18 protein-coding genes are annotated in these 13,404 nt (G+C 47.9%); 11 read left to right on the top strand and 7 right to left on the bottom strand.

Features of this window, described 5'->3' with window-relative positions; translation table 11 throughout:
- Window positions 1-14: 14 nt before the first annotated feature.
- The 3 genes from ACKFKH_RS32725 to ACKFKH_RS32715 form a co-directional block, all read right to left on the bottom strand.
- Entirely contained in the window at window positions 15-845 is an 831-nt protein-coding gene (locus ACKFKH_RS32725; RefSeq protein WP_446862578.1) for an ABC transporter ATP-binding protein, read from the bottom strand.
- Entirely contained in the window at window positions 845-1,867 is a 1,023-nt protein-coding gene (locus ACKFKH_RS32720) for a FecCD family ABC transporter permease (protein ID WP_446862577.1), read from the bottom strand. Before ACKFKH_RS32720 ends, ACKFKH_RS32725 begins: the two co-directional genes overlap by 1 nt.
- Window positions 1,868-2,020: 153 nt before the next feature.
- The gene (locus tag ACKFKH_RS32715; protein ID WP_446862575.1) at window positions 2,021-2,362 is read right to left on the bottom strand and encodes a hypothetical protein; all 342 of its coding nucleotides are present in this window, start codon (window positions 2,360-2,362) and stop codon (window positions 2,021-2,023) included.
- An 850-nt stretch (window positions 2,363-3,212) separates the two neighbouring features.
- Here ACKFKH_RS32715 and ACKFKH_RS32710 point away from each other — a divergent pair.
- The 5 genes from ACKFKH_RS32710 to ACKFKH_RS32690 are packed head-to-tail and all read left to right on the top strand — an operon-like array spanning window position 3,213 to window position 5,390.
- Window positions 3,213-4,067, top strand: a complete 855-nt coding sequence (locus tag ACKFKH_RS32710; protein WP_446862574.1) for an urease accessory protein UreD — start codon at window positions 3,213-3,215, stop codon at window positions 4,065-4,067.
- 11 nt (window positions 4,068-4,078) lie between these two features.
- Window positions 4,079-4,384, top strand: coding sequence for a nucleotidyltransferase family protein (locus ACKFKH_RS32705; protein WP_446862573.1), 306 nt, complete (start codon window positions 4,079-4,081; stop codon window positions 4,382-4,384).
- Window positions 4,374-4,721, top strand: coding sequence for a HepT-like ribonuclease domain-containing protein (locus ACKFKH_RS32700; protein ID WP_446862572.1), 348 nt, complete (start codon window positions 4,374-4,376; stop codon window positions 4,719-4,721). Before ACKFKH_RS32705 ends, ACKFKH_RS32700 begins: the two co-directional genes overlap by 11 nt.
- A 2-nt stretch (window positions 4,722-4,723) precedes the next feature.
- Window positions 4,724-5,026 (top strand): urease subunit gamma, encoded by a 303-nt coding sequence (ureA, locus tag ACKFKH_RS32695; protein WP_446862571.1) that lies wholly within the window; start codon window positions 4,724-4,726, stop codon window positions 5,024-5,026.
- A 19-nt stretch (window positions 5,027-5,045) separates the two neighbouring features.
- Window positions 5,046-5,390: an urease subunit beta gene (locus ACKFKH_RS32690; protein WP_446862570.1), complete on the top strand. Its 345-nt coding sequence runs from the start codon at window positions 5,046-5,048 to the stop codon at window positions 5,388-5,390.
- Window positions 5,391-5,474: 84 nt separating this feature from the next.
- Here the strand turns inward: ACKFKH_RS32690 and bchM are convergent, their stop codons facing one another.
- Together bchM and nagA are read right to left on the bottom strand one after the other, a co-directional pair.
- Window positions 5,475-6,233 (bottom strand): magnesium protoporphyrin IX methyltransferase, encoded by a 759-nt coding sequence (bchM, locus tag ACKFKH_RS32685; RefSeq protein WP_446862569.1) that lies wholly within the window; start codon window positions 6,231-6,233, stop codon window positions 5,475-5,477.
- 491 nt (window positions 6,234-6,724) lie between these two features.
- The gene (gene nagA, locus ACKFKH_RS32680) at window positions 6,725-7,882 is read right to left on the bottom strand and encodes an N-acetylglucosamine-6-phosphate deacetylase (RefSeq protein WP_446862568.1); all 1,158 of its coding nucleotides are present in this window, start codon (window positions 7,880-7,882) and stop codon (window positions 6,725-6,727) included.
- Window positions 7,883-7,928: 46 nt separating this feature from the next.
- Here nagA and purE point away from each other — a divergent pair, with 46 nt between their 5' ends.
- Window positions 7,929-8,450 (top strand): 5-(carboxyamino)imidazole ribonucleotide mutase, encoded by a 522-nt coding sequence (gene purE, locus ACKFKH_RS32675; protein WP_446862567.1) that lies wholly within the window; start codon window positions 7,929-7,931, stop codon window positions 8,448-8,450.
- A 225-nt stretch (window positions 8,451-8,675) separates the two neighbouring features.
- The gene (locus ACKFKH_RS32670) at window positions 8,676-9,140 is read left to right on the top strand and encodes a hypothetical protein (protein ID WP_446862566.1); all 465 of its coding nucleotides are present in this window, start codon (window positions 8,676-8,678) and stop codon (window positions 9,138-9,140) included.
- 31 nt (window positions 9,141-9,171) lie between these two features.
- Here ACKFKH_RS32670 and ACKFKH_RS32665 read toward each other — a convergent pair whose 3' ends face one another.
- Window positions 9,172-9,714, bottom strand: coding sequence for a peroxiredoxin family protein (locus ACKFKH_RS32665; protein WP_446862565.1), 543 nt, complete (start codon window positions 9,712-9,714; stop codon window positions 9,172-9,174).
- Between the two features lie 176 nt (window positions 9,715-9,890).
- Here ACKFKH_RS32665 and ACKFKH_RS32660 point away from each other — a divergent pair, with 176 nt between their 5' ends.
- Window positions 9,891-10,277: a tetratricopeptide repeat protein gene (locus ACKFKH_RS32660; RefSeq protein WP_446862564.1), complete on the top strand. Its 387-nt coding sequence runs from the start codon at window positions 9,891-9,893 to the stop codon at window positions 10,275-10,277.
- Between the two features lie 156 nt (window positions 10,278-10,433).
- Window positions 10,434-11,411 (top strand): cysteine synthase A, encoded by a 978-nt coding sequence (gene cysK, locus ACKFKH_RS32655; protein WP_446862563.1) that lies wholly within the window; start codon window positions 10,434-10,436, stop codon window positions 11,409-11,411.
- Window positions 11,412-11,689: 278 nt separating this feature from the next.
- Here cysK and ACKFKH_RS32650 read toward each other — a convergent pair whose 3' ends face one another.
- The gene (locus ACKFKH_RS32650; protein WP_446862562.1) at window positions 11,690-12,049 is read right to left on the bottom strand and encodes a hypothetical protein; all 360 of its coding nucleotides are present in this window, start codon (window positions 12,047-12,049) and stop codon (window positions 11,690-11,692) included.
- Between the two features lie 219 nt (window positions 12,050-12,268).
- Here ACKFKH_RS32650 and ACKFKH_RS32645 point away from each other — a divergent pair, with 219 nt between their 5' ends.
- The gene (locus tag ACKFKH_RS32645) at window positions 12,269-12,805 is read left to right on the top strand and encodes an orange carotenoid protein N-terminal domain-containing protein (protein WP_446862561.1); all 537 of its coding nucleotides are present in this window, start codon (window positions 12,269-12,271) and stop codon (window positions 12,803-12,805) included.
- Window positions 12,806-13,005: 200 nt separating this feature from the next.
- A partial coding sequence (locus ACKFKH_RS32640; protein WP_446862560.1) for a cytosine permease occupies window positions 13,006-13,404 on the top strand: 399 nt, incomplete at its 3' end.

The raw sequence follows: 13,404 nt of genomic DNA, 5'->3' as shown, positions 1-13,404 counted from the left end.
GACCGATTTCCCCTCTAACTTTTCACCTTTGACACAAAACTATTGACATACCCAGCAGCCAGCGGACAGATTTGTATTCCTACTGGCGTTTCCATCACAACAGCTTCTACACCAAATACTTGCAATAAATTTTCAGGCGTTAGTGTTGTTTCTGGAGACCCGATCGCCCAAATCTGTCCTTGATCTAACATTGCCAAGCGATCGCTATACCGTGCCGCTAAGTTGATCTCGTGCAACACAGTGATAATCGACAGCTTGCGTTCTTGGTTGAGATGCTTTAACAGGTCGAGTAATTCTAGTTGATAGCGAATATCTAGATAAGTGGTTGGTTCGTCAAGCAGCAATACTTTAGGGTCTTGAGCAAGTGCCATTGCTAAAAATGCACGTTGACGTTCACCTCCAGAGAGATCTTGAACAGCACGATCGCGAAACTTTTCCATCTGAGTTTGCAGCAGGGCGATCTCTACTTTCTGTTGATCTTCTCGATTTAATTCCCACTGCAACCAGGATTGATGCGGTGTTCTGCCCAGGCTCACAAGCTGATGTACGGTCAATCCATCCGGAATCGTTTGCTGTTGTGGTAGGAGTGCTAACTTTTGAGCTACTAGCTTTGCAGGCTGATGATGAATCGATTTCCCATCAAGCAAGACGACTCCATCTTGCAGGCGTAAAATTCGGCTGATTAATTTCAGTAAGGTTGACTTCCCAGAGCCATTGGCACCAATTAGACTCAACCATTCTCCACCCCGAAGTGCTAGTTCAATGTTTTCAACAATTCGCTGATCGTGGTAGCCGCCAGAGAGCGATCGCGTTTCTAAGGCAAAAGGATCAAAGTTGATTAGCATTACCGTGCGACTCCAGCAGAACGGCGATACAGTAACCAGATAAACAACGGTGATCCCAGCAGTGCAGTCACCGCCCCCACAGGCAATTCTACAGTTCCCAGTCGAGCTAACAAATCGGCAAATGTGAGTACCCAGGCACCTGCGATCGCGGATAGTGGCAAGACCCAACGATAGTCGGTTCCTACGAGTAGCCGAACCTCATGCGGCACAACTAATCCGACAAACCCGATTAATCCGGTCATACTGACTGCACTCGCCGTTAATAAGGTGGCAATGGCTCCGATCAACAAGCGCGATCGACTAACCGAAATGCCTAATCCCACCGCTAGCTCGTCACCCAGGTTCAGCACATTGATCAATCGTCCAAAAGAGCATCCAATCAGGAGTGCGATCGCAATGTAAGGTGCAACCGAATTCACTTCTGTCCAACCGCGACCATTCAAACTGCCGATTAACCAGTTCAACGCTGCTTGCACCCGTCCGTCTTCTGCCATTAACAACAAAGTTGCCTGGACTGCTCCAAACAGCGAACTAAACGCGACCCCGCCGAGAATTAATCGCTCAGTTGAGATGCCTGAACCTGTGTAGCCTAGAAGGTAAACTAAAGCGGCGGTAATAATGGCACCAACCCAAGCGGCTAATGGAATCCAGGCTTGCAAAACGCCTAATGTGATGAATGCGATCGCAACCAGTCCCGCCCCTGCTGAGATGCCCAACACAAACGGATCAGCAAGTCCATTTCGCAACATTCCTTGTAGCAATGCCCCAGACACTCCCAGGGCAGCACCAACAATCAGAGCTGCTAGAATTCGAGGTAGCCGCAAGTCCCAAATAATAGTTTGATAGGTTGGATTACCTTGATGTAACAGTGCTTGCCAAACCTCAGTTGGGCTGAGTTGAACGGCTCCCTGTGCGAGAGCAACCACAAGTGTAAACAACAATCCGATGATTAGAAGCGCGACTCCTTGCACCTTCCGAAGGTCGAAGGCATTAGACAACGATGAAACCGGAAACAAGCTCAAAATATAAACGCTCCTGGTTGCTGCATGGATTGAGCTATTTGGGCTGACCTGCGAAACTGGAAGCGATCGGGGTCGTAGAGGAACTTGAAGAAGGTGCAGCAGATGCTTTTGGAGACGGGCTTGGAGTAGGAATCGGATCAGTCACCTCTGGGGTTACGATCGAAGTCGAGAGCGGGGCTGGTATTTGGGCAACTTCTGGTACTTGAGCAACTCTGGTACTTGAGCAACAATGGGATCAGACTCGACGAACACTACAACTTTGTCACTGGCAACTGTTCCCGGATTGGCATCGAACAGTGAAAACTGAGTTGCCCCATCTCCACTGCCTTTAGCATCTTGATCCACTTCGGTAAGAGGCTCTGGCGGAGTATCTTCTTCAGCAATAACTTTTATCTCGTCTGTCACCTCTACTATCGGAAGTAGCACATCTAAACGCATAAATCGCTTTAGCAAGACGACTTCTTTTTCTCGCTGTTCAGCCCCAATCCTGGACACCTGGATAATCTCATCATTTATTGACAATTATTTTCAATATGACTTGCTTCCGATAACAGTAGTTCACTGAAAAGTTCCTGTCAAGATCTGGCAGTCTCAAAAATATTGATGGGTTTGGATGTCCTTTGAAAGACACTACAGCAGGTTTCAAGTCTATGCATGGAATGACTAATACCAAATCCACTAGTTACTGATACAGATCCTCGCCCCCTAAATCCCCCATTTTGGGGGACTTTGAAACGGCTTCCCTGATAGGTTCTTTTCAAATCTAAGAGATAGAAATCGGTTAATTAACTGATTTTTTATGAGTATCATTTGTTGGTTGATTTGGTATAAGTGCAAAATTTAATTCGTTGGCGTTACTGAATCAGGGGATGAATTGTCCAAAGTAGAGGGAAACCCAAGGTTCAAAGTCCCCCAAAATTGGGGGATTTAGGGGGCGAAAAGATGGACACTTCCCACAGATCGATCCCTCCAATCAGCAACGCCAATTCGTTATTAATCAATTCACATGGGCTGTAGAAGACAGTTTCCCCATAGTTGCCCAGGGCTAAAGCAAGCACAAAGACACTCTCCCCACCGCAAGTTTCAGAACTCACTTACAAGTTTCAGAACTCACTTACAAAATGAGAGCCGACAAACTACCAAAACTCCCTAAAAGTGGTATCTTTTCAAAATAATAATGGGCGTTGCTGAATCAGGGGATGAATTGCCCCAAAGCGGCGGGAACCCCAAGGTTCAAAGTCCCCCAATTTTGGGGGATTTAGGGGGCGAAAAGATGGACACTTCCCACAGATTCATCCCTCCAATCAGCAACGCCTAATAATGGTGGGTTAGCTCGCTTTATTTTGTGAATCAACCGCATCCCGTTTCCACTGATGTCCCAACCGATTGGCACGGCCGCCTCTGCCTAGAATTTGTCAACCGCCAGGGCACCACTCAGCTAATCCGCAATCTCGGACAAGCCCCCTTTAAAGTACAGCGCCCCTTTTATCCAGAAGGCGACGAAGTTTGTCACAGCGTAATTCTCCATACCGCAGGCGGACTTGTGGGCGGCGATCGCCTTTCCTGTGATCTCCGACTCCATCCCACCTCCAGAGCGCTAATCACCACAGCCGCCGCCGCCAAAATCTATCGCACCACTGGCAAACCCGCCCAACAATCGACGCACCTTCGACTAGATGCCGATGCCTGTCTAGAATGGCTTCCTCAAGAAACGATCGTCTTCAATCAGTCTATTTATCGTCAACACCTGCGCGTCGATTTAGCACCAGGCGCTTGCTGGTTAGGCTGGGATCTGACCCGATTTGGACGCAGCGCCAGAGGCGAGAAGTTCGTCGAAGGAGAATGGCGATCGCACACCGAAGTCTGGCAAGAAGATCGGCCGCTGTGGATCGATCGTCAGAGGCTTGTGGGCAGCGAAGAATCCTTCACCAGTCCCCACGGTTTGAACAATTGCCCCGTGATTGGCAGTTTGGCGCTAGTGGGGCAATCAGTCGAGCCAGAATTCATCGAAAAGGCACGATCGCTGTGGACAGGCAATCCCGAATTTGCAGGGGTGACTCGTCTCATATCGGGCTTGCTGTGTCGCTATCGCGGTCACTCTACAATGGAGGCAAGACAATGGTTTGTAGAAGTTTGGCGATCGCTCAGAGGACTCTACTGCGATCGTCCGGTTTGCATTCCCAGAGTTTGGCAACTTTAGCGGAGGTTAAAATGAAGCGCAAACTTCCGATCGAGATTCCTCAAGATAAAATTGCTGATTTTTGTAGGCGGCACCATATTCTAAAGTTATCTTTGTTTGGCTCTGTTTTACGGGATGACTTTCATGTTAATAGTGACATTGATGTTTTGGTCGAGTTTGAATCGAATCATGTTCCTGGACTGATTCGATTAGCAGGAATGGAGATCGAGCTAACAGAAATGCTGGGTCGTAAAGTAGATTTGCGAACGCCTGAAGACTTGAGTCATTATTTTCGGCAAAAAGTTCTTGATTTAGCTTTAGTTCAGTATGTTCATTGATGATTCAGTTCGCTTATTGCATATGAGAACAGCGGCTAAAGAAGCGATCGCGTTTGCTCAAGGCCACACTAGAAATGATCTCGAAACCAATCGAATGCTGACGTTATCGCTTGTAAAATGTGTTGAAATTGTTGGAGAAGCCGCTTCTCGCATCACTAGAGAACGCCAAAATGAAACCCCTCAAATCCCCTGGACACAAGTGATCGGAATGAGGAATCGTCTCACCCATGCCTATTTTGATATCAACTTAGATGTTGTATGGAGCACCGTGATCGAGGATCTTCCCAATCTTTTAATCGAGCTAGAAGCCATTATCGATAGTGACCAACCGGAATAAACATGCAATTAACCCCACAAGAGAAAGATAAGCTTTTGATTTTTACGGCTGCGCTATTAGCAGAAAGACGCAAAGATCGAGGCTTAAAGTTAAATTATCCAGAGGCGATCGCTTTCATTTCTGCTGCAATTTTAGAGGGCGCAAGAGACGGTCGCACAGTTTCAGAATTGATGAGCTATGGGACAACGCTGCTCACTAAAGAAGATGTGATGGATGGCATTTCAGAAATGATTCATGAAGTGCAGGTCGAAGCCACGTTTCCAGATGGTACAAAGTTAGTGACCGTTCATCATCCCATTCAATAGATTTAATTAGGAGCAGCGTATGATTCCCGGTGAAATGCTGATTGATGACGGAGAAATCGAACTCAACGCAGGCAAAGAAACCCTTCAATTAAAGGTAGCAAATCAAGGCGATCGACCCATTCAAGTTGGCTCACATTTTCACTTTTATGAGGTCAATTCTGCTCTAGATTTCGACCGAGAACAAGCGAGAGGAATGCGGCTAGACATCCCCGCAGGAACGGCAGTCCGATTTGAGCCAGGAGACGATCGCACCATTAATTTAGTGCCCCTCGCTGGGACTCGTGAAGTTTACGGATTCAACGCCAAAATCGAGGGATCACTGGACGGAAAAGCCAAAAAAGAAAAAGGAAGAAAGAAGAAATAGCCGAGAGGATTAGCGATTCATCAAGGAATGGAGTCGGACAATTTGTGTAGCCATAAAACTCCATTCCGTGCGATCGTTTGCTGACTATTTTCTAACCGCTTCTAGAATGCGAGAAAAGTAAAAGCGCGTACTGGTCATCGCATTTCGCTGAATTTGGAAGCCGCAGCTTTCTAGTACTTTGACAATTTCTGCTTCTCGATGTTGATAAGCGCGAGTTGTCTTACTTGGCCCCGGAAAAAACTCACCGATTCGCTTCAAAATCGTCAACAAAAACGTCTTAGGCGCAAAACTAAGAACCAGTCGATCGTCCGCCAAACTTGCTAAATGTTCAATCATGACGATCGCTTTGTCAGCAGGATAGTGAATCAACACATCCAGACAAATTACTGTGTGATACTTACCGCTTAGTTCCTCCAGATCTTGCACCAAAAACGTCGGATTGCTAGATAAACCCAAAGCTGTGGCGCATTCCTTCGCTTCTCCGACCATCTTTTCGGAAATATCGCTCGAAAAAACCTTTGCCCCAGTTTGCGCGATCGGCAGGCTCAGACTCCCGACTCCACAGCCCGCATCACAAATCGTCAGTTCTGGTAGATTGCCATCCTCTTTTAGCCAGCCCAACACCGTATCCACCGTTTGCTGATGCCCTTTGCGGATGTCTAGCTGGACTTTGTTGACTTCACCATCGCTATAAATGCGCCGCCAGCGATCGAACCCCGTCTGGTTGAAATACTCTCGCACAACGGTTTTGTCATCCACTACGTTCATGTTCCTACTTTGTGTCAGTCCCAACAGGTTAATGGTATTACTCGATCGTCCCCCAACCAAACGAGAATCTGTCACAAGTTTTATTTTTTGCTTAAATCTTTATTTGGGTGACTTGGACGCATAACTTGCAAAATAAAATCGCTTCACGCATCAGGCGCAAAACGATCTAACAAATATTTGATTTAGGATTGACCTATCTGATTTAGCTACGAAGGAAGTTTCGCTTTCATGAAATTTTCATGTAGCTCACACTACTCCTGACGTTTCTCAGTTATCCTACGGATAGGCAAAATCCCTATGGCCACCGCTTAGACATCTCGCCCATGTCTATTTAGAAAGCTGGTGGACAGTGAGGTTACTTTTGCTTTGACAAGTCAATCTGAGTATCTTGGGGGCACGAAAAAAGTGCCCCTTTTTTGTTCACAGGGGATTGCCACTCGCCCCGATGCTGTCCTTAACGTGCAGTCTAAGGCAAGCCCAAAACCGAAAATGGTTCAAGTCAGCCAGAAATCAATCTGTCACACAAAAATCATACAAATAGCTGAGTGCGGTGGCTCCGTATACTTCTATAATCTCCACCATTTCAATTCGTCTGTGATCAGGTCTAGGTGCCAGCGCAACAGATGTGCAGGTTGGTTAAGATACCCATCGTTTTGCTGAATCGCTCGTCTGGGGGCCAGAGTTGCCAGGGCGATCGCTTGCTCAACTGGACAAATTCTCCACTTCACCAGGTTTTGTACGCCGACTAAAAGCGGTAGGGTGGTGCCGGAGAGTGTGCCATCCAGGAGTCGAGCGGTGCCATTTTTCACGTCAATTTGGCGAGTGTCCCAGGGATAGCGTCCGTCGGGTAAGCCGAGCGGGGAGAGCGCATCGCTGACCAAAAAAATGCCGCAACTGGCTCTGAGCAGCAATTCCATCATGATTGGCGAAACGTGCTGACCATCGGCAATTAGACCACACTGCACTTGGGGATGGACAATCGCTGCTCCCAAAAGCCCTGGTTCTCTATGATGCAAGCTGGGCATGGCGTTAAAGGCGTGAGTCACCATTGATGCACCCTGAATAAATGCCTGTTGTGCTTGAGCAGCGGTGGCTTGAGAATGGCCCAAACTGACGATGATTCCTAGAGAACGGAGGTAGGCGATCGCGTCTCCAGTGGGGTCGAGTTCGGGGGCGAGGGTGACAATCTTGACGATGGAGGCATAATCTCCCAACACTCGCTTGATCTGCTCAACGGTCAGAGGCAGGAGAAATTCGGCTGGATGTGCGCCTCGCTTTTGGGGGTTGAGGAAGGGGCCTTCTAGATGGATGCCGGGGATTAGGCGTGAGGGGTGAGGGGTGAGGCGTGAGGCGTGAGGGGCAACTGTGGACAGCGATCGCTGAATGTTTTCAACTGATGTGGTGACGATCGTGGGTAAAAATTGATCGATGCCCTGCTCCCAGAGAAATTGGGCGATCGTGTCTAGTTGGTGTGCATTCTCAGAATTGAGGTCTGGAAAGGCTAGCCCCAAGGCACCGTTGATCTGCAAATCGACTCCGCCCAGTGACAGCCAATCGCCTTCGACATCGAGAACCTGAGCGATCGCAGAGACTTCTCGATTTTGAAGAGGCGCAATCTTGCGAATCACGCCTTGAATAATTGAGATTACCTGCAATCCTTCGTATCCGGGGAGCCGAGCATTGATAATATCCAGGTTAGGGTGGGACGCGATCGCCGGATTCATTTCTCAGCCTCTCAAAACCTCATTTAGTTTACCGGACTCCGATCACATGACTCAGCCGTTAATTGGCATTATTATGGGCAGCGATTCTGACTTGCCGACGATGCAGGGCGCGATCGCAGTTTGCGAAGAATTTAATATCTCTTATGAAGTGAGAATTGTCTCGGCGCATCGCACGCCCGATCACATGGTGGACTATGCCAAACAAGCACACCAGCGAGGAATTAAGGTGATTGTAGCCGGGGCAGGGGGGGCGGCTCATTTGCCAGGAATGGTGGCCGCACTGACTCCTTTACCTGTGATTGGCGTACCTGTGGCGAGTCGTCATTTACAAGGGTTGGATTCTTTATATTCAATTGTGCAAATGCCTGCTGGAATTCCGGTGGCGACGGTGGCGATCGGCAATGCCAGAAATGCTGGATTATTAGCGATACAAATTTTGGCAACTCACAATTCAGAGCTTTTACAAAAGGTGCAAAATTATCGTCAAAGTCTTGCTGACACTGTGATGAAGAAACAAGCAAAATTGGATGAGATTGGATATGAACAATATTTGAGGGATGAGGGATGAGGGATGAGGGATGAGGGATGAGGGATGAAAGAATTAGTGTGTATTCTCAACTTCTGAATTCTGAGATCTTATGAATTTTTGGGCATCGCTGAGTCCAAATATGAATGGTTGAGGGCAAAAGTCCGGAAGTCCCCAGAATTGGAGGTTTGGAAGGCAGAAGTCTAAGACAACGAAGCAAAAAAAATAGATCAAATTTAAGTTAACAAAACAGGGTTAATCAACATTATGATCAAATATCTTTTACCGTTGCCTATTAGCTTTTTAGTGATGGTAGTGACTTGTTCGCAATCGGCTATTGCAGAAAACCTACAGCCGTCAGCCTCGATCGCCGCCTCTCCGCCTAAGACAAGTGCTAATCATTTGACGCAGCTTTTTAGTCGAGTTTGGCGGGTCACAAAGGCACCTTCAAAGCCAGCATTGGGAAGCATTTATGTCTTTTTGCCTAACGGAACCCTTCTCCAGACCTCTTGTGTCGAGACTTACCGAATTTCAACCTGGACGATCGACAAAGCTGCCCCTCGTGTTTTGCGCGTGGTTGAAGATGGACAACTGACTTACACTGCAACGATCGCTCAACTAACTGATACAACACTACAACTTCAACAAATTTTAGTTCCCAATAAGCAAAAACAAACCATCACGCTGACTGCTGTTCAACAAGAGTTTGTCTGCCCTGATTTGCCGAGATAAAGGCGGCTAAATCGAAGCAGTTTGTCTAGTTTTAGAGGGACTCGATCGCACTCAACAACGTTTCGACGCTGGCATTGTGATCCAAGAATGAGAAAAGATGTTTGTAGCGCAGAATGCCATAACGATCGAGAACAAACTGAGCAGGTAAGGGCGCACCCAACGCTTGACCCACTTGATAAGCTCGAAACACTCGACAGCTAGAATCGGTCAACAACGGCATTTTTAGCCCCAAATCTTGAACGACTTTTTTGCTTTGAGCCGGATCAGTGCTGGTGATTAACAACAGTTCTACACCGCGATCGACAAACTGCTGATATTGCTCATTCAACGCTTTGATGTGAGGAAAACAAAACGGACAATACTGCTTTTCGGTAAAGATGCGAGTGAAGGCGAGAATCACAGGACGATCGTTTTGATAATCGGATAACTTAACAGAGCGATCGTGATTGACATCCAATAAATCAAAACTGGGAGTCACTGAACCCAACGCTAGAGAACTCGTTGCCGGAATCGGAAAAAAGTTATTTAAGAAACGCTGATTAAACAGTCCGCTAAAGTCAGTCGAAGTCAACATGCAACATCCTGGATAACAACGGCTTTCACTCTGATTTTGCCATGATTTTTTGACTGTCTCACCACCAATTCCCCAAGTCGGTTGTCAGTCAAAGGATGGATTGCAAATTCAGGACATTTTTTGCACGATCGAAGACCTCTCATTCTTTTTGCAACTGTTTTCTTAAACTTGTCACTATGACTTCTCATGACCCAACCTGTATAGAAGACTGGAACCGACGAGGCTGTGCCCTTTGTGTAGAAGGAGAATTTGCTGCCGCCATCGCTGCATTTGATCAAGCGATCGCCCTCAACGCCAACAATAACAAAGCGTGGAACAATCGAGGAAATGCGCTATGTGGACTAAAGCGACCCGGAGAAGCACTGGCAGCTTACGATCGCGCTGTTGCCATTTCGCCCACTGATCATCAAGCCTGGTTTAATCGAGGACTGCTTTTGACTGAAATGATGGCTTACGGCAATGCTTTACAGTGTTATGACCGAGCGATCGCTCTTCACCCAGATCCTCGCTATCTCCACGCCAAAGCAGGCATCTGGCTTAAAGAAAGGCTGTTTGCAGAGTGATGATCTAGGCTAAATCGGAGCGATCGTTCCTAAACTTTCTTAAATTCCTCCGAAGTTCATAAAGCCTATCGAGATTGAGTACTATACTCAGATCTAGGGCGGAAAATTCAGCCTCTCGCTTCAAGGTCGCCCGCTACTCGTTCTCAGGAGAACTTTATGCACATTGCAAACAATGTTACCGAACTGATTGGCAAAACTCCCCTCGTTCGGCTCAATCGTATTCCTCAAGCAGAAGGCTGTGTCGCTCAAATCGTCGTCAAACTCGAAGGCATGAATCCCGCTTCTTCGGTCAAAGATCGGATTGGGGCCAGCATGATCGAGACTGCCGAAGCCGCTGGACAAATTCACCCTCAAAAAACAATCTTAGTCGAGCCAACTTCTGGCAATACGGGAATTGCACTGGCGATGGTTGCCGCTGCAAAAGGATATCGCTTGATTTTGACGATGCCAGAAACGATGAGTCAAGAGCGACGAGCCATGCTAAAAGCTTACGGTGCACAGCTAGAACTCACCCCCGGCAGCGAAGGTATGAAAGGGGCGATTCGGCGCGCTAATGACATTGTGGCTGCTGTACCAGAAGCCTACATGCTTCAACAGTTTGAGAATCCTGCCAATCCCAAAATCCATCAAGAAACCACAGCAGAAGAATTGTGGCGCGATACCGATGGCACGATCGACTTCCTCATCGCAGGCGTTGGCACCGGGGGAACCATCACCGGAGTGGCTGAAGTCATCAAACCGCGCAAACCAGACTTTAAGGTTGTAGCGGTCGAGCCGATGAATAGTCACGTTTTGTCGGGCGGACAGCCAGGGCCTCACAAGATTCAAGGTATCGGAGCGGGATTTGTGCCCAAGGTTTTGCGAGTGGACTTGATCGATGAAGTGATTCAGGTTGCGGATGAGGACGCGATCGCCTATGGTCGTCGTCTGGCGCGAGAAGAAGGGATTTTGTCGGGCATTTCTTCGGGGGCTGCGCTGTGTGCTGCAATCCAGGTGGCCAAACGTCCCCAAAATGCAGGAAAACTAGTTGTGATGGTTCAGCCGAGTTTTGGAGAACGCTATCTCAGTACCGCCCTGTTCCAAGATTTGCTCGATGTCGAAGTCGCCAATTTGAGAGTAGCCGCCCTTCATTAAACTGATGTAACCAGAACGAATTACTGGACGCAAGCCACGTTTTTGAACAGCAAGAACAACAAAAAGTTCGATTTTCTTGAACCCAAATGACGATGGGTGGCACTGTTGATTGAATGAAGTTTTTCACTTCGGTGTTCAAGGCTTCCGCCCCCCAACCCCCTACTCTGGGGGACTTTCGGACAGGATTTCCGGTTCAAAGTCATCCGCAGGTGAGGGAATTAGGGGGCGATCGCGATTCTGCTACCGACGTAGTGAAGCATTCTCGAAGTGACGATTTTTTATTGTCCGGGTTGTCCTAGCTCGATCGCTTTCTTGACCAGATCATCGCTCACATTTCCAGTCGATCCACTGGTGCCGCTAACGTCTTTAGCCATGTCGAGATAGTCGTTGGGGTCGCCCGTTGGTTCTGCGGTGAACTTGGTTGCTTCGGGCTGAGAAACTTCAAATTTGGGAGCGGTGGCCGCTTCGGCAGCTTCTTGACCCTCGCCCGTACGATCGACTTCACTGACGCTGTATTCCTTGGAGGCTTCATAGTCGCTAGAGACATCGACTTGGGGAGCGGGACGATCGCCTTCGGCAATTTCTTCGGCAGCCTGTTGAGCGTCGTAGGTTTGGTTCACATTGTTAATATCTGACATAAAAACTCCTGTTATTGATTTCTTGACTGCCATCGCTGGCTAACTATCTTGAGATGCTGTCACCGTAGCAGAGTGATCCCCGTAGTTCTGAACCGTCTGAGGGCAGATCTTGAACCTCTTTCGTAAGAGAGACTCCACTTCGGTCGGAGGATGGGCGACGATGAATTGTAAAGCCTGATACCTCTTTAATGAATACGAATTATTTTTTGGAGATAACTCATGGCTCAGTCTGCAAACCAAAACACGGTGCGTTCTGAATATCTGGACGAAAAAACCCAACAGACGATCGCCGCCTATGACAAGTTGGGCACTGACGATAAGTTAGCGCTGCTGTATTACGTTTATGAAAAAATGGGAGCGTCGGTCACGCCTGCGGCTCCTGCGGCCACCGAGCCAGAATTAGCGCCGATCTTGATGGAAGAGTTTTACAATCTTTCTCACGACAATCAGATGAATGTGATGCGTGACATCGTAAATCGAGCGGATACCGAATATTCTCACGCCTACGGAGCGCTTAAGGAAAATAACCAACTGATGGTCTGGTACGCCTGGGCCCAAGCAATGGGAGAAACGGTGGTCGGAATGCCCGAAGGCTACAGTCCCTCTGAGGCGGTAAGCAATGCGTTGGGCGCGATCGAGTCCCTGGAGTTTGAAGAACAAATTTCGTTATTGCGCGAGATTGCGAGTGGAATGGGCTATACCAACGTGCAACCGATCGAGACACAGGCAGAAACCGGAAAAACGGCAAGCTTGTAATCCAATTTGGGATCATTTAGGTCAACAAGGTGGGGGTGTTTTTGCCAATGCTCCCACAATCAGCAAATCACAAATGGATGATTAAAATAACATAATCGCCGTACTGAGAAAGCAACTCAAAAAACAGTCACTTGTAATACTTTTCAACCCTGCGGTGAATGCGAAAATTCACCCATCCTTAACGCTGGAATGTGGGTGTTATGAGTAGCTCCATTAAATCGCAGACGGCTGCAAAGTCTCTGGTTGAAGAAGATTATCCATTGAGTCCGGTGCCGTGGAGTGAGCGGCGATCGATCTGGTCGTTGGCTCCCTTGTTGATGGGGTTTGCGCTGACTTCGACGACGCTGTTTGCGGGGGGAAAGGTTGGCCCGGCGTTTCGATTTGCGCCTGACTTAATCAGCATTATTCTGATCGGAAATCTGATTTTGGGTCTCTACTGCTCTGCGTTGGGCTACATTGCTTACAAAAGCGGGCTGTCTACGGTGCTGATGGCGCGATTTAGCTTTGGTAATATTGGGTCTCGCTGGGTTGATTTTATTCTCGGTTTTACCGAGATTTTGCGGAAAGCCCCGCTCCTTGAGGACGGGGATGCAGAGCAA

This window comes from Phormidesmis sp. 146-20 (assembly GCF_052939475.1).
This window is presented reverse-complemented; position numbering and strand designations above follow the sequence as displayed.